A 24,377-nucleotide genomic window follows, 5' to 3' on the forward strand; every position below is an offset into this window, starting at 1 on the left:
CACTATTTATGGCTCTCTTCTTGGCTTTTTTCTTTTTACATATCCCGGCAATTGGTTTTAGACCTAAATTTGTGGTATGAAAAATACCATTTCTGAACGGGTTGCAGATTTTCTTAAAAACTTCCCTCCTTTTAATATCTTGGAGGGGAATCAGTTACAAAAGCTTTCCTACGAAGTATCCATTATCTACAAAGAAAACAACAGTATAATTTTCACAGAAAATGAGGAACCTCATGAATATTTTTATGTAGTCCACAAAGGTGCCATAGCCCTTGCAAAAAAAGACACGACCAATATTCTGGATATATGTGATGAGGGAGATATTTTTGGTTTGCGCCCCTTAATGGCAAAGGAGAAATACAAATTAGAGGCAAAGGCACATGAGGAAACGATATTATATGCTATCCCAATCAAGGAATTTAAGCCCATTGCCCTTGAAAATAAAAGGGTAGGTGATTTTTTGATTGAAAGCTTTGCTTCTAACACCCGCAATCCATATTCAATAAAACATAGTGGAAAGCTATATGGTGTTTCTAATAGTACTGATACAAATCCGGAAAGTAAACTTCTGGATCTTCAACCAGTTCGTTATTCCACAAATTTGGTCACTTGCTCAGAAAGCACCAAAATAAAGGTGCTTGCCAATACCATGACCATTAACAATGTGGGGTGTATTCTGGTTGTAAAAAAGAACCTTCCTGTTGGTATTATAACAGATAAAGATATCAGAAATAAGATTTTTACGGGTCTGGTGCCTATTACTGGGACAGCAAAAGAGGTTATGACATCCCCTGTTATCACGTACCCAAGAGAGCTTACCATTACCCAGGCTCAAATGGCCATGATGAAAAGCAACATAAGCCATTTATGCTTAACCGAGGATGGAACTCCTGAAACTCCTGCAGTGGGAATACTGTCCAAACATGATGTAATGGTGGCAATCGGTAACAATCCTGCGGTACTAATGCGGGCCATTAAAAGATGTAGAAGCACCAAAAGTTTACGTTCTATAAGGCATGGGGTAATGAATTTGCTAAGGGGATATTTAGAGGAGAACATTCCTATTAGGCTAGTTTCCAAAATTATATCTGAGCTAAATGATGCCACAATAAAACAGGTGATAAAAATTGTCATCAAAAATATGGATACCGAGCCGCCCGTTAGATTTGCATGGCTCACCATGGGAAGCCAAGGAAGGGCTGAACAATTATTGAATACAGATCAGGACAACGCCATTCTTTTTGAAGATGTCCCAAAAAACAAGCGAAAAGAGACCACTGCTTACTTTTTGAAACTTGGAGCAATGATAACCAAGGAACTTAATACTATAGGTTACGAATATTGTCCTGCAGAAATGATGGCTTCCAATCCATTATGGTGCCATAGCCTAAGCGAATGGAAAGAGGTGACCACCCATTGGATCAGTAACCCTGGACCCGATGAAGTGCTCTTATCCTCCATCTTTTTTGATTACAATGTTACCTATGGAGATAAAAAGCTTACTGATGAGCTTTCTAAACACATTTTTGAGAGTGTAAAAGACCATCCGTTGTTCTTAACACATTTAGCCAGTGGAGCTTTACAGAACCCATCTCCTACTGGGTTTTTCAGGGATTTTTTAGTGGAACAGGATGGAGCCCATAAAGATTTTTTTGATCTTAAACTTCGTGCATTGATGCCCCTGATAGATGCGGCAAGAGTATTGATTCTCTCCCATTCTGTAAAGTCTATCAACAATACGGCGGAACGCTATGAGAAACTGGCAGAACTGGAACCCCAAAACAAAGAATTCTATTTGGCATGTTCCTATGCCAGCAAAGCGTTATTAAAATTTAGGACCATTCAAGGTTTGCAACATAATGATTCAGGTAGGTTTATAGCTTTGGACAAGCTCAACAAAGAAGAAAAAATAAAACTTAAAAGAACTTTTAAAACCATTAAGGAAATTCAAGAATTATTGCAGGTACGGTTTCAAATCAAGAATATTTTAGGGTAATGAGACTTTTTCAAAAGAGAAAACAACAGGATTTACCAACTTTCTGGAAAGACTATTCCAATCAGTTTAAAGATAAACTTCCTGTCAACATTAATGAAAATCAGTTTGTAATTTTCGATACAGAAACTACGGGGTTTAGTTTTGATAGAGATAGAATCCTTAGTATTGGGGCTTTGAAACTCATCAACAAAAATATTCTGGTTAAAGAAAGTTTTGAGGTATACATTACCCAAACTCATTATAATGCTGATAGTGCTGAGATTCATGGTATTCTTAAAAAAGGAAAGAAAGAATGCATTACTGAAATTGAAGCGTTGGAACAATTCTTATCCTACATTAAAAATCATGTTTTGGTTGGACATCATGTAATGTTCGATGTTACCATGATCAACGAGGCCTTAAAACGTAATGGATTACCCAAACTGAAAAACCAAACACTTGATACTGGATTACTTTACAAAAGAACCTTACTTACCTCACCTGTACTGCAAAAGAAAGAGCAGTATTCTTTGGATGATTTGGCAGAAAAATTTAGCATTTCCAAAAAAGATAGGCATACAGCCTTGGGAGATGCCTATATTACCGTGATATCTTTCCTTGCTATTTTAGACAAGCTCAAGCCAAAAAATCTTGGTGACCTCATCAACAAACAAAAGCCACCAAAATTTGGACTTTGAGAATTATAGGCTCTCTTCAATAATTTTCTCAACAACCTCAGGATTCAATAAAGTTGAAATATCCCCTAAATTATCAGTTTCCTTTGATGCAATTTTTCTTAGAATACGTCGCATGATTTTTCCACTACGAGTTTTTGGTAATCCTGGTACAAATTGAATTTTATCCAATTTAGCGATAGGGCCAATATGCTCTGTAATCATCTGATTGATCTCTTTTTTTAGATTATCACGATCTCTAGATTCCCCCGTTTCTTTAAGAATAACATACCCATACAAGGCATTTCCTTTAATATCATGTGGAAAACCAACTATAGCAGATTCTGCAACAGCAGGGTGTTCGTTAATGGCGTCTTCAATAGGTGCTGTACCTAAATTATGACCAGAAACAATGATGACATCATCAACTCTACCAGTGATTCTATAATAGCCAACCTCATCCCTTAAAGCGCCATCACCAGTAAAATATTTGCCCTCATAAGCAGAAAAATAAGTGTCTTTATAGCGTTGATGATCTCCCCAAATCGTTCGTGCAATAGAGGGCCATGGAAATTTAATGCACAATCGACCATCCGCTTGATTACCTTTTATTTCTTTACCATGTTCGTCCATTAAGGCCGGTTGAATTCCTGGCATTGGTAAGGTAGCATAGGTTGGCTTGGTGGGTGTTGAAAACGGAATTGGTGAAATGAGCACACCGCCCGTTTCTGTTTGCCACCATGTATCCACAATGGGGCATTTCTTTTCACCAACATGATCATTGTACCAGTGCCATGCTTCTTCATTTATAGGTTCGCCAACTGTCCCTAAAACCTTCAAACTGGAAAGGTCATATTTGGTTACAAAATCCAAATTCTCTTTTGCCAGAGCTCTAATAGCCGTAGGAGCTGTATAGAATTGGGTGATTTTATGCTTTTGAACAATATCCCAAAATCGACCAAAATCCGGGTATGAAGGAACACCTTCAAACATAACGGTTGTGGCACCATTGGTTAAGGGGCCATACACAATATAAGAATGACCTGTAATCCAACCAATATCTGCTGTGCACCAATATATATCTTCCTCTTTATACTGAAACACATTTTTAAACGTATAGGCAGTATAAACCATATAACCCGCTGTGGTGTGCATCATTCCTTTTGGGCGACCGGTGGACCCTGAAGTGTATAAAATAAAAAGAGGGTCTTCAGCTTCCATAATTTCAGGGACGCAATCGGAGTATGCCTTATCCAGTAATGGTTGTAACCAATGATCTCGACCTTTTTCCATCACAATATCCGCATCGGTGCGTTTAACGACCAGGACTGTCTCTACACCTGGACACTGTGTTAGTGCATCATCTACAATACCTTTTAAATCTATTGTTTTGTTGCCTCTAAAAGAACCGTCAGAAGTAAGCACCATTCTTGCTTCACAATCATTGATTCTCGTGGCTAAAGCGGTAGAGGAAAACCCAGCAAACACCACTGAATGAACAGCGCCAATTCGAGCGCATGCCAAAACTGAAATAGCCAACTCAGGAATCATAGGTAGATAAATAACCACCCTATCCCCTTTTTGAATGCCTTTATCCTTTAAAACATTGGCAAACTTGCATACGCGCTCATGTAATTGTGCATATGTAATATGCTGCGCTTCTTCCTTTGGGTCATTGGGTTCAAAAAGAATGGCCGTCTTATCTCCTCTAATTCGCAAATGCCTATCAATGCAATTTTCGGTAATATTGAGTTGAGCACCATCAAACCACTTTATTTCTGGTTTAGAGAAATCCCAATCCAATACGGTATCCCATTTTTTTCGCCATTCAAAATGCTCTTCCGCTACTTCTTCCCAAAAAGCTTCAGGGTTCCGTACTGATTTTCTGTATACTTGAAAATATTCTTCTAAATGTTTGATGTGGTAATTGCTCATGAGTGAACTCGAAAATTTTTGAACTTTAAAAATAGCAAAAAAGAAACAGTGCTTTCACGATTCTATAATTAATCGACGGAAGGGAAATGTACGACTTTAACTTACTAAACAGCATCGACTAATGACTTACAAAAAACAGGAGCATTCTTAACAAAAACTGTAAATTGTGCCCAGCTACTTCAACCAAATAAAATAAATCATGCGAAACCTTTCCTTCTTAATAGCAATATTGCTTGCTAATTTTTCTGTTTTTGGGCAAACTAACCTATCCAAAGAAACAAAGGCCTACGTATCTCATGAAAGGGGAACATACCTGCTCCAAAACCTTACGTTAGTTGATGGCACCGGAAGTGCTGCCAAAACAAATCAAGATATTCTCGTTGTTGCCAATACCATAGAAAAAGTAGGTATGGATTTGCCAATACCTAAAAACGCCACTGTTTTGGATATGGAAGGAAAAAGTGCTATTCCTGGCTTGGTTATGTTACATGAACATTTGTTCTACCCAAAAACCACTCCAGAGCATATTTACGGTGTGGATCAAATGAGTTATTCTTTCCCAAAATTGTATCTGGCCGCTGGAGTTACTACCATGCGAACCGCTGGAAGTATTATGCCACAAGCAGATGTAAATATTAAAAAGGCCATTGATAAAGGACAAACCCCTGGTCCTAATATGGATGTGACCAGTCCCCATCTAGATCGAGAAGGCCTAGGAATCTATGAGTTAGGTGCTTTTACTTCAACTGAGCAGTTTATAAATGCCATCAATTTCTATGCGGACATGGGTGTAACGTCAATCAAAGTATACAATTTTATTACTCGAGAAGATCTTAAGGCAATTGTAAAGGCAGCGCATTCGAGAAATATGAAAGTTACAGGTCATTTATGTTCCATCACCTATCGAGAAGCCGCTGATATTGGAATTGATAATCTGGAGCATGGTTTCTTTGCAAGTAGTGATTTTGTCCAAGATAAGGTTGAAGATGAATGCCAACCTTTTAAAATGCGCAAGGCCATGTTAGAAATGTCAACAGATTCAGAAATGGTGACCGATCTTATCGACCATTTGGTGAGGAAAAAAGTTGCTTTGACCTCAACCATTAATGTTTTTGAGCCGTACACGGGTAGAGAAGTTGTGCCAGGTGGCGGCACCGAAGCGCTTTATACTAACGCCAAAGAAAGAGTGTACAAAAGATGGGCAAGCAAACAAGGTAGAGATTCCTTGGACTATATATTATTCAACAAATCTAAGGTTTGGGAAAAAATGTTTTATGATGCTGGTGGCCTGTTAGTGGCCGGTACAGACCCAACTTATGATGGTCGGATTGTAGCTGGCTATGCCAATATGAGATTGTTGGAATTATTTGTGGAAATGGGCTTTACCATTCCAGAAGCCATTAAAATATCCTCACTGAATGGGGCCAAGTATTTAGAAAAAGAGGCCTCTATTGGAACTATAGCACCTTCTAAAATTGCAGATTTGGTTATTATTGATGGAGATATCAGCAAAGATATATCGGCAATACGTTCTATAGATACCGTGTTTAAAAATGGTATTGGGTATGATTCCAAAAAACTTTTTGAGGCAGCAAAAGGCTTGGTCGGTATTCGTTAAATTTGATTTTTAGCTCTAGTGTTCCACAGCATCCCCTGCCCCACTCGGAATCCTTATGTTTTCTACAATTTCCTGAACATTTTCAGGTGGTGGGGAAGTAAACCCTGAAACCACAAGGGCAACTGCAAAGTTGACCAACATACCCACTGTGCCAAACCCTTCTGGTGAAATACCAAACCACCAATCTTTAGCTGTACTTGTTTCTGGATTTCCAATCCATTGCAGCTTAAAACGAGCAATGTAATATGTTGTTATGGCCAAACCAGCAATCATACCAGAGATGGCTCCTTCCCTATTCATTCGCTTGCTAAAAATACCCATCACGATAGCCGGAAAAAAGGATGAAGCTGCCAAACCAAATGCCAATGCTACTACTGAGGCCACAAAACCAGGTGGGTTAATACCAAAATAGCCTGCAACAATTACGGCCAAAACCGCTGAAAGACGAGCAATCAATAATTCTTTTTTATCAGATATATCCCTTGCAAACTGCTTTTTAATCAAATCGTGCGAAATGGAAGTTGAAATGACCAATAACAAACCAGCTGCAGTTGAAAGTGCCGCGGCCAAACCACCTGCGGCCACCAAGGCAATAATCCAATTGGGGAGTCCTGCAATCTCTGGATTTGCCAATACCGTAATGTCTCGATCCACATACAGCTCATTCGCAGTCATGCTAGGATTGGAAATTTTTCGTTGGCCATATTCAGCTCTACCCTCAACAAATTCAGGCTTTTTGCCTTCAACAGCAGAACCGGGTAAATATTGTATTTTCCCATCACCGTTTTTATCTGTCCAAGCGATAAGACCTGTATCCTCCCATTTAGTGAACCAAGAGGGGATTTCTTTATACGGAGTGTCTTGAACGGTTTCCATTAGATTGGTACGTGCAAAAACAGCTATGGCAGGAGCTGTAGTGTAGAGAATCGCAATAAACAATAGCGCATACCCTGCAGATTTTCGGGCATCCTTTACTTTGGGAACCGTAAAAAACCTGATAATAACATGTGGTAATCCTGCAGTGCCCATCATCAAAGCAGCTGTAATAAAGAATACATCCGTTGTAGATTTAGTACCGTCTGTATATGCGGTAAAACCGAGCTCGGTCATAAGTCCGTCTAATTTATCCAACAGATAGACCCCATCTTCACCAGCGGAACCAAAACCTAGCTGAGGAATTGGATTCCCCGTTGCCATAAGAGATATAAAAATAGCAGGTACCATAAAGGCAAAAATGAGCACGCAATATTGTGCAACTTGCGTATAGGTAATGCCTTTCATTCCACCTAAAAAAGCATAGAAAAGCACAACGGTCATTCCAATATATACACCAGTGTTTACTTCAACATCTAAAAACCTGGAGAAAACCACGCCGACTCCACGCATTTGACCAGCAACATAAGTGAACGATACGAAAAGTGCCGCAACTACAGCTACTGTTCTTGCCACATTGGAATAATAGCGGTCACCAATAAAATCTGGGACAGTAAACTTTCCAAATTTTCGTAAATATGGAGCAAGTAGTAATGCTAACAGTACGTAACCACCTGTCCATCCCATTAAGTACACAGAGCCATCATAACCTGAGAAAGCTATAATCCCTGCCATTCCTAAAAAAGAGGCCGCAGACATCCAGTCTGCAGCTGTAGCCAGGCCATTAGCTAAAGGTGAAACCCCACCTCCAGCAATATAAAATTCTTTGGTCGACTTAGCTCTAGACCATATCGCAATTCCAATATATAGGGCAAAAGTAATTCCGACAATGATAAACGTCCATGTTTGAATTCCCATATCTTATTCGTTTACCTCGTATTTTTTATCCAATTTGTTCATCAAACGGACATAGACAAAAATCAGCAATACAAAAACATAGATAGAACCTTGTTGAGCAAACCAAAAGCCCAATTTAAAACCACCCAAGCGAATGGTATTCAGTTCATCTACCAATAAAATACCAAATCCGTAGGAGACCAAGAACCAGATGGTTAAAAGAATAGAGAGGTACTTTAGATTTTCCCTCCAGTATTTTTTTCGTTGTGAGGCATCCATTTTTAGTTCAAGGTTGGTTTATTCTTGAAATATAAGAAATATGATGCAATAACCTAAAAAGCCATTTACCCTGATTAAGGTAACTTCTATAAACTTATTGTAAAAGGTTAAATTGAATTGAGGTATGAAGATATATTCTGACCAATGCGCTCTTGAATATTGGAAACATCTGCCTTCTCAAAAGTTTCTCCCATAATGCTCTCGTAAAGCTCAATGTATCGTTCAGAGACTGATTCTACATAAGCATCACTCATTTTTGGAACTATTTGCCCTTCCAATCCCTGAAATCCATGAGAGATTAGCCATTGGCGAACAAATTCTTTTGATAGTTGCTTTTGCGTCTCGCAATTTGCCTGACGTTCTTTATAGCCTTCAGCATAAAAATAACGGGACGAGTCTGGTGTATGGATTTCGTCTATCAAAACGATTTCGCCATCTTTAGTCTTTCCAAACTCATATTTGGTATCGACTAAAATCAATCCTCTCTTGGCAGCAATTTCTGTCCCTCTTTGAAATAATGCTCTAGTATATTTTTCCAATACTTCGTAATCGGTTTTAGACACGATTCCCCTATTCAGGATTTCAGCTTTGGAAATATCTTCATCATGATCTCCTTTTTCAGCTTTAGTGGCCGGTGTTATAATGGGTTCCGGAAATTTATCGTTTTCCTTCATTCCCTCAGGCATGGGTTCCCCGCACAAAATCCGTTTCCCTGCCTTATACTCCCGCGCTGCATGACCCGAAAGATAACCGCGAATTACCATTTCAACTTTGAAGGGTTCGCACGCCTTACCTACGGCTACATTAGCATCTGGGGTGGCCATTAACCAGTTTGGAACAATATCTTCCGTGGCTTGCATCATTTTAGTTGCAATCTGGTTTAGAATTTGACCCTTGTATGGAATTCCCTTTGGCATTACTACATCAAACGCAGATAAACGATCTGTAGCAATCATAACCAAAATATCATTTTCCAAAGTATAAACTTCCCTCACCTTTCCTTTATAAATGGCCTTCTGACCAGTAAAGTGGAAATTGGTGTCCATTAAAGTGTTTGACATGCGCTGTTAGTTATGGTGCTCAATATTCTTATAAGCGTCAATGACTTTTTTGACCAATTTATGACGAATTACATCTTTATCGTCTAGATAAATCATGCTGATTCCCGGTACATTCTGCAAAATCAAAAGGGCTTCCTTTAAACCAGAAGTCACTCTGCGTGGAAGATCTATTTGCCCGGGATCCCCTGTTAATAAAAATTTGGCGTTTTTACCCATCCGTGTCAGGAACATTTTCATTTGGGCATGAGTTGTGTTCTGAGCCTCATCTAAAATAACAAAGGCATTGTCCAAAGTTCTACCCCGCATAAAGGCCATAGGTGCAATTTGAATAGTACCGTCTTCTATGTACTTGTCAAGTCTCTCGGGAGCGATCATATCCCTGAGCGCATCATAAAGCGGTTGCATATAAGGATCCAGTTTTTCTTTTAAATCTCCGGGAAGGAAACCGAGATTCTCCCCTGCTTCCACCGCAGGGCGAGTTAAAATAATTCGTCTTACTTGTTTTTCCTTTAATGCTTTTACGGCCAAGGCTACACCTGTATAGGTTTTTCCTGTACCCGCAGGGCCGATGGCAAAAACCATATCATCTGTTTTACAAGCATCAACAAGACGTCTTTGGTTTGCTGTTTGAGCCTTAATCAGTTTACCACTTACACCATGTACCAAAACATCTCCACTGCTTTTAGAAGACGTGTAATCTTCCTTGCCATTGCTGGTAAGCACACGTTCAATCATATTCTCATCCAGCTTATTATATTTAGCAAAATGGGTTGTGAGCATATCAAATCGTTTATCAAACTCTTCCAATAGCTCTTCATCTCCGTAAACCTTAATTTTACTGCCACGTGCAACAATCTTAAGCTTAGGGAAATATTTTTTTAATAATTCTATATTTTCATTGCTTTGCCCAAAGAAATCCTGTGGGCTAATATCTGTAAGTTCTATGATTAACTCGTTCAAAAAAAGTGGGATATTTTAAGGTTATTTTTGAAGAAATTTTATTCTTTCTTTTTTATTTAATTTTACCCCACAAACTTAACCAAAAATCATTTTGAGCACGGAAAAACATATCAACAGTATTGCATGGCAATCATAACACTAACTACAGATTTTGGGCATAAAGACCACTTTGTAGGTGCCATTAAGGGGACAATCTTAAATAATTTGCCAGAAGTCAGTATTGTTGATATTTCGCACGCTATAAGTCCGTTTAACATCCAAGAGTGTGCTTACATCTTAAAAAACGCCTATCGTTCTTTTCCAATAGGCACTGTGCACGTGGTTGGGGTGGATTCTGAATTATCTCCCGAAAATCAACATATTGTGGTGCTCGTAGATGGGCATTATTTTGTTAGTGCCAATAATGGTGTCATTTCTTTGATTACTTCAGAAATTCAGCCAGAAAAGGTCATGCAAGTGAATATTCCCAATTTGAATTCTGCTTCTTTTCCAGTACTTGATGTGTTTGTGCAGGTTGCTTGCCATATAGCAAGGGGTGGAAAGTTAGAAGTAATTGGAAAGCCTTTTGATGCCCTCAGGGAATTGAAAGAATTTGAGCCTAGAGTTACCAATGATGGTAAAACGATAATTGGCAATGTAATTTACATTGATAACTATGGCAATGTAATAACCAATATACAAAGGGGTCTTTTTGAAGCTTATAGAAATGGAAGAAGTTTTGAAGTGATTGCAAGGACCAACAAAATAAAGACCATTCATAATAGCTATAATGGGATTATCAACTATAATCTGGAAAAGGGACAACGTAGAGGCCCAGGAGATGCTTTGGCGCTATTTAATTCAGCGTCCTATTTGGAGCTCGCAATATATAAAAGTGATCAAAATACTGTAGGTGGTGCTTCTACCTTACTTGGACTCAATTACAGGGATACTGTAACCATAAATTTTCTGTAAATGCTCATCCGTATCGTAAAACTTACATTTAAACCCGAAAATATTCCTAGTTTTGAACGAATTTTTGAAGAATCAAAACACGGTATATTGGCTTTTGAAGGTTGCACTTTTGTAGAATTATATCAAGACCTTAAAAATCCATGTATCTTTTTTACTTACAGTTTTTGGAATGATGAATCAAATTTGGAAAGCTACAGAACATCAGACTTCTTTAAAGGTGTTTGGTCCAGTACCAAAGTATTGTTTGCAGAAAAACCCGAAGCTTGGAGTGTTGCTAAAATTCAATCCTCAAACCAATTTTAATGTTTGCAATTTTTAAAAGAGAGGTACAATCTTTTTTTACATCACCTATAGGGTATTTGATTGTGGGCCTGTTTTTGTTGCTAAACGGTCTCTTCCTATGGGTCTTCAAGGGAGATTTCAATATTTTTGATTATGGTTTTGCCGATTTAGGAAACCTATTTTTATTGGCTCCCTGGATTTTTATCTTTTTGGTTCCAGCAATTACTATGAAAAGTTTTTCCGAAGAACACAAAGTTGGGACCTTAGAACTGCTGCTAATAAAACCCATATCTATTTGGAAATTGGTTTTGGGGAAATTCTGGGGAGCGTTTCTTTTATGTATTATAGCAGTCATACCTACCATTATTTATGTATTTGCAATTTCAAATTTGGGAATAACTGAGGGTAACTTTGATTTAGGAGTTGTTTTGGGTTCCTATTTTGGTCTTCTATTCCTGATCGGAGCTTACACTTCAATAGGGCTTTTCTCTTCAACACTATCAGATAATCAGATTGTATCCTTTATCATAGGTATTCTAATGTGTTTCCTTCTTTTTAATGGTTTTGATGCAATTTCATCCTTGTTTGCGGATGGAGAAACGCAACGGTTGATTCAAGAAATAGGTGCTAAATCGCATTTTGACAGTATTGCCGGAGGGATAGTAGATACAAGGGATTTACTTTATTTTATTTCATTAACGCTGTTCTTTCTGTACCTCACCTTTCTACGACTAAAACAAATACCAAGATGATGGGGAAATTTTTAATTTCTGTTCTTAAAGCTCTAGTTGCGGTGATTATTCTAAATGTCATCGGTAGTTTTGTTTCCACCCGTTTTGATTTAACAGAAGACAAACGGTTTACTTTATCCGCACCGGCTATTGATGCAGCTAAAAAGTTTGATTCCCCTGTAGTGATTGACATTCTTTTAGAAGGAAATATTCCACCAGAATTTTCCAAACTAAAAATAGAGACCATTCAACTATTGAAGGCTTTTGCTTCTAAAAACAAAAACATTAAATACAATTTGGTGAACCCTCTGGAGGATGAAACCCAAACACAAGAGACCATTGCCAATTTACAACGTATTGGTCTAACACCGGCCAATGTAACGGTAGAAGAAAATGGGAAAGTTTCTCAAGAACTTGTTTTTCCGTGGGCCATGGTCAATTATAACAACCAAACTGTTAAAGTTGCGCTTCTAAAGAACAAACTTGGTTCATCCACAGAAGAGCGTGTTAACAATTCCGTGCAACAACTGGAATATGCTTTCGCAGATGCTTTCACCAAATTGAGCATCACTGAAAAGAAACGAGTAGCGGTCATCAAAGGTAATGGAGAATTGGAAGATATCTTCTTGGCTGACTACTTGACCACAATTCAGGAATACTATAACATTGGTGCCATTACCTTGGATTCTGTTGCCAAGAATCCCCAAAGAGTCTCAGAACAATTAAAGGGTTTTGATCTTGCAATCATTGCAAAACCAACAGAAGCGTTCTCAGATGGAGAAAAATATGTTATGGATCAGTTCATCGTAAATGGAGGGAAATCCATTTGGTTAATAGATCAAGTGGCCATGGAGGTGGACAGTATTTTTAAGGGTGGCGGAAGTGCCTTGGCTACACCCCGAAATTTAAACCTTAACGATTTCTTCTTTAAATATGGTGTAAGGATAAACCCTGTTTTAGTTAATGATCTTTACTTCACACAAATAGTATTGGCCTCAGGTGAAGGAAATGATTCGCAATATAATCCGGTACCATGGTATTATAATCCAATGGTCTTTTCTAGAAACAATCACCCCATCAATACTAATATAGAAGCTGTGCGGTATCAGTTTGCAAACGCAATGGATGTTTTAGAGAATGATTATCAAAAAACAGTTTTGTTAAGAAGTTCTCCATTATCAAAAACTGAAGGTACTCCAAAACAAATAGGCTTGAATATTTTGGACACACCACCAAATAAAGAAGCCTACAATAACGGTAATCAACCATTGGCCGTATTAATAGAGGGAAAATTCACTTCTATGTTTAAAAATCGGGTGAGACCAATAAAATTGGAAAATACCCTGGAAGAAGGAGGCAATAACAAAATGATAGTAATTTCTGATGGGGATGTTATCAAAAATCAATTAAGAAATGGCAGACCTTTAGAATTAGGTTATGATAAATGGACCAATAGTTCTTACGGCAACAAAGAGTTTTTAGTCAATTGCACTAATTACCTCTTGGATGATACGGGACTTATAAACATAAGAAACAAGAAAGTATCCATACCATTATTGGATGTTGAAAAAATTACTGAACAAAAAACGAAGTGGCAACTTATAAACATTGGGGTTCCCGTTCTTTTGACTTTGGTCCTGGGCATTTTCTTTGGTGCCTCCCGCAAGCGTAAATATGCAAGTTAAGTGTTGATAAATTTGTTTCTTTACTTAAGCGTTTTAAGATATATTTGTTTCTATTGATTTTATGAGTTTTACCCACAAGAAGATTTCTGGGCAAACACAATGCTAAAAAAGAGTTCTGTTAATGAAATTTATCGTATCCAGTACATATTTATTAAAACAATTACAGGTTTTAGGTGGTGTAATCAACAACAGTAATACACTCCCAATTCTAGACAATTTTCTTTTCGATTTAAAACAAACGAAACTAACTGTTTCTGCCTCAGATTTGGAAACAACCATGAGTTCTGTATTAGAAGTTGATTCTGATGCAGAAGGCACCATTGCTGTTCCAGCTAGATTGTTGCTAGATACTTTGAAGACTTTTCCAGAGCAGCCCTTGACATTTGTTGTGGAGGATAACAATACAGTGGAGATTAGCTCTAACCATGGTAAATATGCTTTGGCATATGCCGATGGAGCTGAATTCCCAAAGGCAGTAGAAGTCTCTAATCCAAGTTCCACAACCTTACTTGGTGATATTTTAGCAACAGCTATTAACAAAACCATATTTGCTGCTGGAAATGATGATTTACGCCCTGTTATGAGTGGTGTTTTCTTCCAGTTTTCCACTGAAAATTTGACTTTCGTAGCTACTGACGCTCACAAATTGGTAAAATATCAACGGCATGATGTTACAGCGTCTGAAGTCGCAGAATTTATAATGCCAAAAAAACCATTGAATCTTTTAAAAGGTATTTTATCAGGTTCAGAGTCTGAAGTTACTATTGAATATAATGACAGTAACGCAAAATTCATTTTTGATAATTCAGAGCTGATTTGCAGATTGATTGATGGAAAATATCCTAATTACGAAGCTGTTATTCCAAAAGAAAATCCTAACAAACTATCTATTTCTAGAAATCAATTTTTGAGTTCTGTTCGCAGGGTTTCTATATTTTCCAATAAAACCACACACCAAATACGATTAAAGATTGCAGGTGCTGAATTGAATATTTCTGCAGAAGATGTTGATTATAGCAATAAGGCCGAAGAAAGGCTTTCTTGTTCTTATCAAGGTGATGATATGCAAATAGGGTTCAACTCTAGGTTTTTGACAGAAATGCTCAACAACTTAACTTCTGATGAAGTTTCCTTGGAAATGAGTTTACCAAACAGGGCAGGAATTTTAACACCCGCTGATGGATTGGATGAAGGCGAACACGTTACCATGTTGGTTATGCCAGTTATGCTGAACAACTAAATATTCAACCTAAATATTTTGAAAGCTAGAGCAATTGCTCTAGCTTTTTTTTTAAACGAATGGGATGGTCAAAAACTTAGACGGTGATTCCCCATTAGCTGCCTTTACCGCATTTACTATTGGTAATACAAAGCCTAAAATGGCAACTCCAATTAAGCCCAGAATTCCTAACCCCAATAATAAAATTGCCGGAATGCTAATTATTATATAAAGCAATAAGCTTAACTGTAAATTAATTACAGCTTTCCCATGTTCATTCATTCCTTCAACAGTCCTCCTAGATGTTAACCAGATGATTAGAGGCACTATAAACCCTCCAAAACCAGTTACATAGTGCAATAACTGCGAAAGATGTGTTATGGATAACAATGTGTTATCCTTCCTAATTACATTTTGATTGATGATTTCCATTTTTTGATTGATTTTAATGATGTACTATATCAGTATACTTTTTTGAACTAATGTTACAACATTCTAGTAATTCGTATTTTTGCCCTTATGTCTAAAACAAATACAATTATTGCTTTAGCAACTCCCTCTGGAACAGGTGCAATAGCAGTTATAAGGGTTTCTGGACCTGAAGCCATCGAAGTTTCAGATACTGTATTTAAATCTGTTAGAGGAAAAAAGCTGAAAAATCAAAAAAGTCATACCATTCATTTGGGTCATATCATAGAAAATGAAAAAGTCATGGATAAAGTTTTAGTTTCTTTGTTTAAAGGACCTAATTCTTATACTGGCGAAAATATCGTTGAAATTTCCTGCCATGGTTCTCCATACATACAGCAACAGATTATTCAGCTTTTTTTGAGAAAAGGTTGCTATATGGCATCTGCTGGTGAGTTTACACTACGTGCTTTTTTGAATGGTAAAATGGATTTAAGTCAGGCAGAAGCCGTTGCTGATTTGATTGCCAGTGATAGCGAAGCTGCCCATGAAATTGCAATGCAACAAATGAGAGGTGGATTTAGCAATGAAATTCAAAAACTACGGGAAGAATTATTAAACTTTGCTTCTTTAATTGAGTTGGAGTTAGATTTTTCCCAAGAAGATGTTGAGTTTGCAGACCGAACTCAATTTAATGAATTATTAAATCGTATTAGTGAGGTTCTAAAAAAGCTAATTGATTCTTTTGCCTTAGGTAATGTAATTAAAAACGGAATACCGGTGGCAATAGTTGGTGAACCTAACGTAGGTAAATCTACGCTCCTAAACACGTTGCTAAATGAAGAAAGGGCAATTGTTAGTGATATTGCTGGCACAACTCGTGATACTGTTGAAGATCAGATAAGTCTTTATGGAATAAATTTTAGGTTTATAGATACTGCGGGAATTCGAGAAACTAAAGATGTTGTAGAACAAATTGGTATTGATCGTACCTTTGATAAAATTGAAAAGGCCAAGCTGGTCATCTACCTTTTTGATGGTCCGGGTTTTGATAGATCAGAATTGGAAAACATAAAAAAACGCTATCCAAATAAAGAACTGTTACCCCTCTGTAACAAAGTAGATGCATTGGATAGTATTCAAATAGAACAGTTGGAATCAGAAATTCCAACTGTTCTATTTATTTCAGCAAAAAATAAAACGGGAATATCAGATTTAGAAAAAAATTTGTTTTCCTTAGTAGATGCAGGTGCTTTAAGCGGAGATGAGACCATTGTTACCAACAGTAGGCATTATGATGCGTTATTAAAGGCTTTAGAGGAAATTCAGAAAGTTAAAGAAGGAATAGATATTGGTATATCCAGTGATTTAATTTCCATTGATATTCGTCAAGCGCTTTTCCATTTAGGTGAAATTACCGGGAGTGTTACAACCGATGATTTACTTGGAAATATTTTTTCTAATTTCTGTATCGGAAAATAACTATTAGGCAAGCACACTTATCGCTTATCTTTGCAATCCAAATTTTATGCATGTTCAGTTTTTTTCATAAGAAAATCTTTTTAGTGGACTACCTCCACGGACTTGTGGATATGCATAATCACATACTTCCAGGGATTGATGATGGAGCAAAAACAGTTGATGATTCCATTGATTTAATAAAGGGGTTTTCAGAGTTTGGAATAACTAATTTTGTTTGTACTCCTCATATTATGAACAACTACTATCCCAATACTCCTGAGACCATTAAGAAGTCCTTTGAAATTTTAAAAAAAGAAATAGAAAATTTAGGTCTGGATACTATCAAAATAGATAGTGCCGCGGAGCATATGATAGATGACAATTTTGAAAGTATATTGCAAAACAATGCGGTAATGTCTCTTAAAAACGATTATTTACTTATTGAAATGTCTTACTTACAACCCTCTTTCAATTTTGATAACGCAATAGGTGAAATCGCAAAACACACTTACTTTCCCATTCTAGCACATCCAGAAAGATATGTTTACTTTCATCGCAAATATGGTACCTATTTAAAACTAAAAAAACAGGGAATTCTTTTTCAAATGAATTTATCCTCCCTAAATTCGGAGTCTTACGGAAGTGAAGTTCAAAAGATTGGCCAAAAGCTCTTAGAGGATAAACTTATAGATTTTATAGCTTCCGATGTACATAATCTAAGACAATTAAATCTAATTAAAGAAACAAAAATATCCAGAAAAACGTTAAATGTAGTTCTCCCAGTTATAGATCAAACAATCAAAACCTTTTATTGATTAGGAGAATTTCCACCATTTCTTGACAGTCTTACCATAACCGTATCCATATTTACCACCATAACCCAAGTCCGAACTTTTTACATCATTCACTATAAAAGAAAGTCCATTTAGTTTACCCTGTTTTTTCAGTTTTAACGGAAACTCAAGTACTTTAGACTCAGTGTATCCAGCACGAGTAACATAAAGTACGTGATTAGCATATTGACTTATCAATAATGTATCCGTAACAACCATTAAGGGTGCAGTATCCACAATTACATAATCATACTCCTGGGTAACTTTTTCAAAAAGCTCGGAAATTCTGCTATTCATAAGAAGTTCAGCAGGGTTAGGAGGTATTTTCCCAGAAGCAATTATATCTATATGAGCAGCATCGGTTTCTATTTTTTTAATAATGTCCTTTAATTGTACTTCATCACTATATAAAAATTCTGTCAAGCCTCGCACATTATCGGTAGTCCTAACATTTCTGTCTATGCCAGGTAAAAAAGAGTTTAACTTGGGGTTTCTAATGTCAGCTCCTATTAAAAGAACTTTTTTATGAGTATTTGCAAAAATTACTGCCAAATTAGAGGCAATAAAAGATTTACCTTCACCTGGTGTTGTGGAAGTCACAAAGATTATATTATTCTTTTCTCCATTTTTCTTGGGCCTGATTATATAATCCAAATTAGCCCGAAGAATTCTTAATGATTCGGCCAATACAGATCTATCATCTTTCTGTACTAACTTATCTTGCTTTTTTGTAATCTTAGGAATCTCAGCTAAAACAGGAACTTCATTAACCAATTTTTCTAAATCCAATTTATTATGAACTTTATTATCCAATAAGTCCTTAATATATACAACTGAGAATGGAATCAATAACCCTAAAATAAGAGCGGCTAGATATACAATTTTGGTTTTTGGCGAAACTGGAAACGGACTAGATGCATATGCCAAATCCACAACTTTTGATTTGGGCGTGGCCGAGGCAAACGTAATTTGGGATTCCTCCCTTTTCTGTAAGAGATATAAATACAGGTTTTCTATTGTATTCTTTTTTCTGGCTATATCCGTCAATACTCGTTGATTTTTGGGAGCTTGATATAGTCTTGACTGTGCTTGAGATAACTGTTTCCCAAGATTATTGACAGTTAAATCCAAATTGTTAGTGACATTGCCCAATCCAGACTGAATGCCTTGCTTTAATCCATCAAGCTGTTCGTTTAATCGAAGAATAGTAGGGTGCTTTTCACCCGTATCTTCAAGCAGTCGTTTCCGCTCCTGTATCAACTCGTTATATTTCTGAGTAGTATTTGCAATAGTTGGGTCAGACAATCCTACATTGTATGCTATTAAATCATACCCTTGTTTACTATCAACTTCATCCTTCATTGCCGAAGCGATCATGAGTTGTACACTGGCATTCTGCAACTCCTTCTCACTAGCAGCACTTACGTTAAGACTCATATTGGCTTGTGATGCAACATCTGCCAGCCCCCTATTGGCCCGGAATTCTTCCTCAGTCTGATCCGCAGATGCCAAATTTGAGTAAATATCATTTATTCTATCATCAATAAAATTGGAAGTCCTGTCAGCTATTGCTTTCTTATCTTCTATCGCATTTTTGTTATAAACATTAACTAAAGAATTTATGATATCTATAGCTTTTTGTTGTATTGGATCGACTAACGAAATATCCAGTATGTTGGAGAACTCGCTCACTGGTGATACTCTTATTCGAGATTGATAAATTTGTGCCATTGCCGCTACTGGACTAACTACGACTTTATATCTTCCTTTTGATAAACTGATACCCGTATTTGGTGTCATTACCATATCACCAATCGGAGTAGAAACGTTTTTCCCATATGCAACTGTTTCCACAGGGGCATCTTCTTCTTTTTCAGCATAGTCAAACGTAGTATCGTTGGATAAATCAACAAAAAACGTAAACCTAGAATTATGTATTACCGAATCTGGTTCATAAAAACTAATGTTAAATGGAAAAGGTTTTCCATAAATTTCAGAATCCACTATATTGCCTAAAGTATAAACTCTGATATTAATCCCAAGTTCTTTGACCACCTGCATGAGATTGGATTTAGACTTGATAATTTCAACTTCATCCTCAACTTTATTTTGTCCTCCAGAAATAAAATCCAAGTCCCTGAACACACTTAATTCTGATGATGAGCTTTTCTCCTCAATAATTTGAATTTTAGCTTGGGCTGAATATTGCGGCACGGAATACCTGATTTGCAAGTATGCGATACACAAGGCCAGTATTACCGAAAGTACAAACCACTTCCAATACTTTGTGTATCCCAATATCAATTCTTTCAAATCAATTGGCCCATTAGCCATTCCAAATTTCTTATTACTCATTCAAGAAAAGATTATGACATTAGTTTCTGGTCAACAAGACCACCGCAGATGTAATCAGTATAGATACTATTGAAATAGCTATTGAAGCCCGATTATCTAGATTTGAAGCTGTAACCGCAGATTTATTTGGTTCTACATAAACTACATCGTTCTGGGTAAGATAATATGCAGGTGATTTCATTGCATCCTTAGTGGTTAAATCTATTCTATGATGTACTTTGGTACCATCAAAGTCCCGCATAACTAAAATGTTATTCCTTAATCCCTTTATAGTCATGTCACCTGCTAGTCCTAAAGCTTCTAAGATTGTAATTTGTTCTCCGTTAACTTGATAAGTACCAGGTCTTCTAACTTCTCCTAACACAGTAATAGTGAAATTGCGTAAGCGAATATTAATAATTGGGTCCGTCAAATAATCTGAAAGATTATTTCGCAATAATACTCTTACGCCTTCCGGAGAAAGCCCTTCTATTTTTATTTTTCCAATCACTGGAAAATCAATCTCTCCGTTGTTATCAACAATATAGTCAACTTGTTCTGGGCGTATACCACCTTCAGAGGACCCTCTATAAAGGTTAAATGGAAGGCTGGCTTCCGGGTTCAAGGTTGATACATGTATGCTTACAACATCATCAATTTTAAATTTTGGCTCAAATGTATTGTTATCCACCAAAGTTTCAAAATTAGATGCATCTTGAAAGTATACAACATCCTTTTTTGATCCACAAGAAAATATTATCAATGAAAGTGAGAGTAAAAAAACTATTCTAAAAAATATCAGTTTTAGGGTCATTGTGAGAAAATTAGATTATGCACCATTTATTGGTAAAAATAGTGAAACTATGATTGAAGTAGAGCTTTATCTTGAATTTCATCATTCTTTATTTGGTTCTTTCCGGAATCATCTAATTTACACAGTTTTGAATTTTTTGAAATGTACTCAGGAACTATGGCTTTCATAAGTTTAACCGTGTTCTCTTTGAAAAATATGTTAGTTACACAAAGCTCATCAATGGCCGCTCTTATCCTTGTATATTCCAACTCCCGTACTTTACTTATCATGATTTTCTTATGATAAGTTGGTAACGTATTCTCCCCATTGGCCAAAAGTTCTTCGTACAATTTTTCTCCAGGACGCAAACCTGTTATTTTAATTTCTATATCTTCAGGATATCTCAATCCAGATAATCTGATCATGTTTTTTGCCATGTCAAAAATTCGCACGGACTCACCCATATCAAAAATGAAAATCTCACCACCTTCACCCATTGCTCCTGCTTCTAAAACAAGTTGTGAAGCTTCTGGAATTGTCATGAAATATCGTGTAATATCCTTGTGCGTTACTGTTAACGGTCCACCTTTTTCAATTTGTTTTCTAAACAAAGGAATTACTGATCCATTGGAACCCAATACGTTTCCAAAACGGGTTGTGATAAATTTTGTCTTACCCTGCTGTTCCATACAGCTAATATACATCTCAGCAATTCGCTTAGTAGCTCCCATTACATTAGTAGGGTTAACAGCTTTATCAGTTGAAACAAAAACAAATTTATCCGCATTATAGTTTACAGAAAGGTCAGCAATAACCTTTGTTCCAGCAATATTGATTTTTATTGCTTCATAGGAATTATATTCCATAAGAGGCACATGCTTATAGGCTGCAGCATGAAAAATTATGTTCGGACTATACTCTTGAAAAATATGATTCATTCTACTTTTGTCTCTGATATCTGCAACTATTGGAATAAAATTATGAAATCCATTTTGCTTTAACTCCTGCTGTAAATCATATAATGGAGATTCCGCTTGATCTAGTATAATAAGTGTTTTATACTTGTATTTGCAAATTTGCCTTACCAATTCACTACCAATAGATCCAGCTCCACCAGTTACAACTACAACTTTGTCCTTCAATTCTCCATCTATTTTTGAGCTTTGAATACTTATAGGGGCTCTATCAAGTAAATCTTCAATTTGGACTTGTTTAATTTGAGAAATTTTCAGTTCTCCGTTTATCCAATCTTCAACTGGAGGCACAATCTTTACTTTTACTGGCAGATCTACAATATCATCCACTAGTTTTCTTAGTTCGCTTGGAGCTATATTCTGTATTGAGAATATGATTTCAGAAATATTATGATAATGGATAAAGCTTTCATTTACCTTTTTTGAATCAAAAACTTTAATTCCATTAATCTGCTTTCCTATTTTCTGAACATTGCTATCTAAATAGCCAACAACGCGCAATCCTATTTTGGAGTGATTTACCAAAGCATTATGTGCTAATATTCCAGACTCTCCGGCTCCATATATTAGAACATTTTTAGATGTGTTTTGATTTGAATTCTTTAGGTATTCAAATCCTGCTTTAAAAATATATCTGGAAACCGTTAAAGCAATAAATGTCAATAAGCTATTTATGATGATAATCGATAGTGGTATTGTGAACCCATTAATAAAATTCGCCGATCTATTAGCCAACACTACCACTATAGTTGCAATACTGGCCAAACAAATCGCATTAAAAATTGCATATACATCTTGAACTCCCGTATGTCGTACCACTCCTTTGTAAGAACCAGAAATTAAAAATGACATTAGAAAAACCAAAGCAACTATAGGCAGTTGCATCAAAAGTTTTTGATGATCAAAATCAAAGCTTAAGTTAAAACGAATACAATATGATATTATAAAAGAAATGGATACTATGAATAAATCGATGGCCAAAACCATCCATTTTGATGCATAACGATCCACTTTATCAAAGAAGTAATTATATATCACAAATAGATTTTTGATGGGGTTAATTTCCATTGCAAACCTAAACATTGTTGTCAGAATTAATTATTTAATTCGGTAAATTAAAATATATCATCGCTTAAGTGCGCGTATTCTATTTGATGAGTTTTTTTACTTGTTCATTATAAGAATAAAAATAGGTGTTTCAGTAATTGGGTTTTAAGGTCCAGGTTCTTTTATCAGATATATAGTGACGTTTAACTAAAATCCAATTTAACTAATAACAACCTTTAACAATAATTAGGATATTTGCCATATCAAAATAAGCAGGTGTATGAAGAATAATCTATCTATTTGTCTTGTTGGGGGTGAAGACGCCCATAAAAGAATAGAGCTCTCTCAACACCTGATAAAAAAAGGTTTTGATGTTACCATCTTAGGCACCAAATCATACCAATACCCAAGCAATGTAACTTTTGTGAAGTATGAATTAAATAGAAAATCAAATCTTTTTTCTGATATCGTTACCATTTCACAGTACAGAAGAATTTTAAAAAAGAGGGAATTTGATATTGTTCAAACTTTTGATACAAAACCAGCTTTTATACTACCTATTTCTGCCATAGGCTTAAAAGTTAAGATTGTGAGAACCATAACAGGTTTGGGTACCATTTTCATGTCAGAAGAAATAAAATACAAAATCTTCCGAGCAATTTATCATTTATTGCATCGCTCTATTAGAGCAAAGGTTGCTCATACTACTTTTCAAAACGCGGATGATAGAAATTACTTCATTAAAAAAGGATTAGTAGACAAAGAAAAGAGTTCTTTGATTTTTGGCAGCGGAATAGACCTATTACAATATACTAGCCCTCCTCCTAAAACTAACAAACGTTTTACTTTTATTTGCGTTGCTAGACTTGTTTATGAAAAGGGCATTGTTAATTATTTAGAAGCGGCTAAAATTTGTTCTGAAAAAGGATATGATTTTAATTTTACGCTCGTTGGCCCACTTGAAGAAAATTCAAACAAACTTAATAAGCAAATACTAGAAGATTACAAAGACTATATTGACTGGCTAGGATCAAGAAAAGATGTAAAAAACTTACTTGCCCAATCAAATGCATTTGTTCTCCCTACTTTTAGAGAAGGGTTTTCTAGGGTACTTTTAGAAGCTTCTGCAATGGGGTTACCATCTATAACTACCAATGTACCTGGAACAAGGGAGATTGTTAGAACAAATAAGGAAGGGCTCTTAGTAGATGTCAACAACTCTAATGAATTGGCCCATGCAATGATAAAGATGGCCACTGACAAAAAATTGCACAATATCTGCTCTGTAAATGCCAAAAATCACGTAAAGCAATTTGGACTAGATCGAATTAGCAATCAATATATAAACTTATATAGGAAAATAGGTTAGTTGAACCTGACAAAA

General features: G+C 36.3%; 20 protein-coding genes. 11 read left to right on the forward strand and 9 right to left on the reverse strand.

Annotated features, from left to right (window positions below; all coding sequences use genetic code 11):
* Positions 1-76: 76 nt before the first annotated feature.
* Together SJY44_RS13175 and SJY44_RS13180 are read left to right on the forward strand one after the other, a co-directional pair.
* Entirely contained in the window at positions 77-1,996 is a 1,920-nt protein-coding gene (locus SJY44_RS13175; protein WP_396590073.1) for a DUF294 nucleotidyltransferase-like domain-containing protein, read from the forward strand.
* On the forward strand, positions 1,996-2,673 hold the full coding sequence (locus SJY44_RS13180; RefSeq protein WP_298927193.1) for a 3'-5' exonuclease: 678 nt from the start codon (positions 1,996-1,998) through the stop codon (positions 2,671-2,673). Before SJY44_RS13175 ends, SJY44_RS13180 begins: the two co-directional genes overlap by 1 nt.
* Before the next feature lie 3 nt (positions 2,674-2,676).
* Here SJY44_RS13180 and acs read toward each other — a convergent pair whose 3' ends face one another.
* The gene (gene acs / locus SJY44_RS13185) at positions 2,677-4,617 is read right to left on the reverse strand and encodes an acetate--CoA ligase (protein ID WP_298927826.1); all 1,941 of its coding nucleotides are present in this window, start codon (positions 4,615-4,617) and stop codon (positions 2,677-2,679) included.
* Positions 4,618-4,783: 166 nt separating this feature from the next.
* Here acs and SJY44_RS13190 point away from each other — a divergent pair, with 166 nt between their 5' ends.
* On the forward strand, positions 4,784-6,202 hold the full coding sequence (locus SJY44_RS13190) for an amidohydrolase family protein (RefSeq protein WP_396590074.1): 1,419 nt from the start codon (positions 4,784-4,786) through the stop codon (positions 6,200-6,202).
* A gap of 15 nt (positions 6,203-6,217) precedes the next feature.
* Here the strand turns inward: SJY44_RS13190 and SJY44_RS13195 are convergent, their stop codons facing one another.
* The 4 genes from SJY44_RS13195 to SJY44_RS13210 all read right to left on the reverse strand — a co-directional run bounded on the left by SJY44_RS13195 (position 6,218) and on the right by SJY44_RS13210 (position 10,272).
* Positions 6,218-7,993, reverse strand: coding sequence for a sodium:solute symporter family protein (locus SJY44_RS13195; RefSeq protein ID WP_396590075.1), 1,776 nt, complete (start codon positions 7,991-7,993; stop codon positions 6,218-6,220).
* A 3-nt stretch (positions 7,994-7,996) separates the two neighbouring features.
* Positions 7,997-8,251: a DUF4212 domain-containing protein gene (locus SJY44_RS13200; protein ID WP_299167769.1), complete on the reverse strand. Its 255-nt coding sequence runs from the start codon at positions 8,249-8,251 to the stop codon at positions 7,997-7,999.
* A 107-nt stretch (positions 8,252-8,358) separates the two neighbouring features.
* Positions 8,359-9,312, reverse strand: a complete 954-nt coding sequence (locus tag SJY44_RS13205; RefSeq protein ID WP_396590076.1) for a phosphoribosylaminoimidazolesuccinocarboxamide synthase — start codon at positions 9,310-9,312, stop codon at positions 8,359-8,361.
* 6 nt (positions 9,313-9,318) lie between these two features.
* Entirely contained in the window at positions 9,319-10,272 is a 954-nt protein-coding gene (locus tag SJY44_RS13210) for a PhoH family protein (RefSeq protein ID WP_298927205.1), read from the reverse strand.
* A gap of 123 nt (positions 10,273-10,395) precedes the next feature.
* Here SJY44_RS13210 and SJY44_RS13215 point away from each other — a divergent pair, with 123 nt between their 5' ends.
* The 5 genes from SJY44_RS13215 to dnaN all read left to right on the forward strand — a co-directional run bounded on the left by SJY44_RS13215 (position 10,396) and on the right by dnaN (position 15,164).
* Entirely contained in the window at positions 10,396-11,226 is an 831-nt protein-coding gene (locus SJY44_RS13215) for an S-adenosyl-l-methionine hydroxide adenosyltransferase family protein (RefSeq protein WP_396590077.1), read from the forward strand.
* The gene (locus SJY44_RS13220) at positions 11,227-11,529 is read left to right on the forward strand and encodes an antibiotic biosynthesis monooxygenase family protein (protein WP_298927211.1); all 303 of its coding nucleotides are present in this window, start codon (positions 11,227-11,229) and stop codon (positions 11,527-11,529) included.
* Positions 11,529-12,260 (forward strand): gliding motility-associated ABC transporter permease subunit GldF, encoded by a 732-nt coding sequence (gene gldF / locus SJY44_RS13225; protein WP_396590078.1) that lies wholly within the window; start codon positions 11,529-11,531, stop codon positions 12,258-12,260. The genes SJY44_RS13220 and gldF overlap by 1 nt, the downstream gene beginning before the upstream one ends.
* Complete coding sequence (gene gldG / locus SJY44_RS13230; protein ID WP_396590079.1) at positions 12,260-13,924, forward strand: gliding motility-associated ABC transporter substrate-binding protein GldG; 1,665 nt, start codon at positions 12,260-12,262, stop codon at positions 13,922-13,924. The genes gldF and gldG overlap by 1 nt, the downstream gene beginning before the upstream one ends.
* Before the next feature lie 121 nt (positions 13,925-14,045).
* Positions 14,046-15,164 carry a DNA polymerase III subunit beta gene (dnaN, locus tag SJY44_RS13235; RefSeq protein WP_396590080.1) on the forward strand — a complete coding sequence of 373 codons (1,119 nt, stop codon included), beginning with the start codon at positions 14,046-14,048 and terminating at the stop codon, positions 15,162-15,164.
* A gap of 51 nt (positions 15,165-15,215) precedes the next feature.
* On the opposite strand, the gene SJY44_RS13240 is transcribed toward dnaN, so the two are convergent.
* On the reverse strand, positions 15,216-15,575 hold the full coding sequence (locus SJY44_RS13240) for a DUF4870 domain-containing protein (RefSeq protein WP_396590081.1): 360 nt from the start codon (positions 15,573-15,575) through the stop codon (positions 15,216-15,218).
* A gap of 87 nt (positions 15,576-15,662) precedes the next feature.
* Here SJY44_RS13240 and mnmE point away from each other — a divergent pair, with 87 nt between their 5' ends.
* Both mnmE and SJY44_RS13250 read left to right on the forward strand, forming a co-directional pair.
* The gene (mnmE, locus tag SJY44_RS13245) at positions 15,663-17,033 is read left to right on the forward strand and encodes a tRNA uridine-5-carboxymethylaminomethyl(34) synthesis GTPase MnmE (RefSeq protein ID WP_396590082.1); all 1,371 of its coding nucleotides are present in this window, start codon (positions 15,663-15,665) and stop codon (positions 17,031-17,033) included.
* A gap of 50 nt (positions 17,034-17,083) precedes the next feature.
* Positions 17,084-17,827, forward strand: a complete 744-nt coding sequence (locus SJY44_RS13250) for a tyrosine-protein phosphatase (protein WP_396590083.1) — start codon at positions 17,084-17,086, stop codon at positions 17,825-17,827.
* Here SJY44_RS13250 and SJY44_RS13255 read toward each other — a convergent pair whose 3' ends face one another.
* From SJY44_RS13255 to SJY44_RS13265, 3 genes are read right to left on the reverse strand one after another with little or no spacing between them, the layout of a single operon-like run.
* On the reverse strand, positions 17,828-20,200 hold the full coding sequence (locus SJY44_RS13255) for a GumC family protein (RefSeq protein WP_396590084.1): 2,373 nt from the start codon (positions 20,198-20,200) through the stop codon (positions 17,828-17,830). It abuts the gene before it with no gap.
* Between the two features lie 19 nt (positions 20,201-20,219).
* Positions 20,220-20,993, reverse strand: a complete 774-nt coding sequence (locus SJY44_RS13260; RefSeq protein ID WP_396590085.1) for a polysaccharide biosynthesis/export family protein — start codon at positions 20,991-20,993, stop codon at positions 20,220-20,222.
* A gap of 47 nt (positions 20,994-21,040) precedes the next feature.
* A complete protein-coding gene (locus SJY44_RS13265) occupies positions 21,041-22,984 on the reverse strand; it encodes a polysaccharide biosynthesis protein (protein ID WP_396590086.1) in 1,944 nt (647 codons plus the stop codon).
* A gap of 289 nt (positions 22,985-23,273) precedes the next feature.
* Between SJY44_RS13265 and SJY44_RS13270 the strand changes: the two genes are divergently transcribed.
* Positions 23,274-24,362, forward strand: coding sequence for a glycosyltransferase family 4 protein (locus SJY44_RS13270; protein ID WP_396590087.1), 1,089 nt, complete (start codon positions 23,274-23,276; stop codon positions 24,360-24,362).
* Positions 24,363-24,377 lie beyond the last annotated feature (15 nt).

Source organism: Allomuricauda sp. R78024, assembly GCF_044596045.1.
In the GTDB taxonomy this organism is placed as follows: Bacteria; Bacteroidota; Bacteroidia; order Flavobacteriales; family Flavobacteriaceae; genus Flagellimonas.

Coding starts and splice junctions, on each gene's coding strand:
- SJY44_RS13175 (WP_396590073.1), top strand. CDS start 77: ATGAAAAATACCATTTCTGAACGGGTTGCAGATTTTCTTAAAAACTTC.
- SJY44_RS13180 (WP_298927193.1), top strand. CDS start 1,996: ATGAGACTTTTTCAAAAGAGAAAACAACAGGATTTACCAACTTTCTGG.
- SJY44_RS13190 (WP_396590074.1), top strand. CDS start 4,784: ATGCGAAACCTTTCCTTCTTAATAGCAATATTGCTTGCTAATTTTTCT.
- SJY44_RS13195 (WP_396590075.1), bottom strand. CDS start 7,993: ATGGGAATTCAAACATGGACGTTTATCATTGTCGGAATTACTTTTGCC.
- SJY44_RS13200 (WP_299167769.1), bottom strand. CDS start 8,251: ATGGATGCCTCACAACGAAAAAAATACTGGAGGGAAAATCTAAAGTAC.
- SJY44_RS13205 (WP_396590076.1), bottom strand. CDS start 9,312: ATGTCAAACACTTTAATGGACACCAATTTCCACTTTACTGGTCAGAAG.
- SJY44_RS13215 (WP_396590077.1), top strand. CDS start 10,396: ATGGCAATCATAACACTAACTACAGATTTTGGGCATAAAGACCACTTT.
- SJY44_RS13220 (WP_298927211.1), top strand. CDS start 11,227: ATGCTCATCCGTATCGTAAAACTTACATTTAAACCCGAAAATATTCCT.
- gldF (WP_396590078.1), top strand. CDS start 11,529: ATGTTTGCAATTTTTAAAAGAGAGGTACAATCTTTTTTTACATCACCT.
- gldG (WP_396590079.1), top strand. CDS start 12,260: ATGGGGAAATTTTTAATTTCTGTTCTTAAAGCTCTAGTTGCGGTGATT.
- dnaN (WP_396590080.1), top strand. CDS start 14,046: ATGAAATTTATCGTATCCAGTACATATTTATTAAAACAATTACAGGTT.
- SJY44_RS13240 (WP_396590081.1), bottom strand. CDS start 15,575: ATGGAAATCATCAATCAAAATGTAATTAGGAAGGATAACACATTGTTA.
- mnmE (WP_396590082.1), top strand. CDS start 15,663: ATGTCTAAAACAAATACAATTATTGCTTTAGCAACTCCCTCTGGAACA.
- SJY44_RS13250 (WP_396590083.1), top strand. CDS start 17,084: ATGTTCAGTTTTTTTCATAAGAAAATCTTTTTAGTGGACTACCTCCAC.
- SJY44_RS13255 (WP_396590084.1), bottom strand. CDS start 20,200: ATGAGTAATAAGAAATTTGGAATGGCTAATGGGCCAATTGATTTGAAA.
- SJY44_RS13260 (WP_396590085.1), bottom strand. CDS start 20,993: ATGACCCTAAAACTGATATTTTTTAGAATAGTTTTTTTACTCTCACTT.
- SJY44_RS13270 (WP_396590087.1), top strand. CDS start 23,274: ATGAAGAATAATCTATCTATTTGTCTTGTTGGGGGTGAAGACGCCCAT.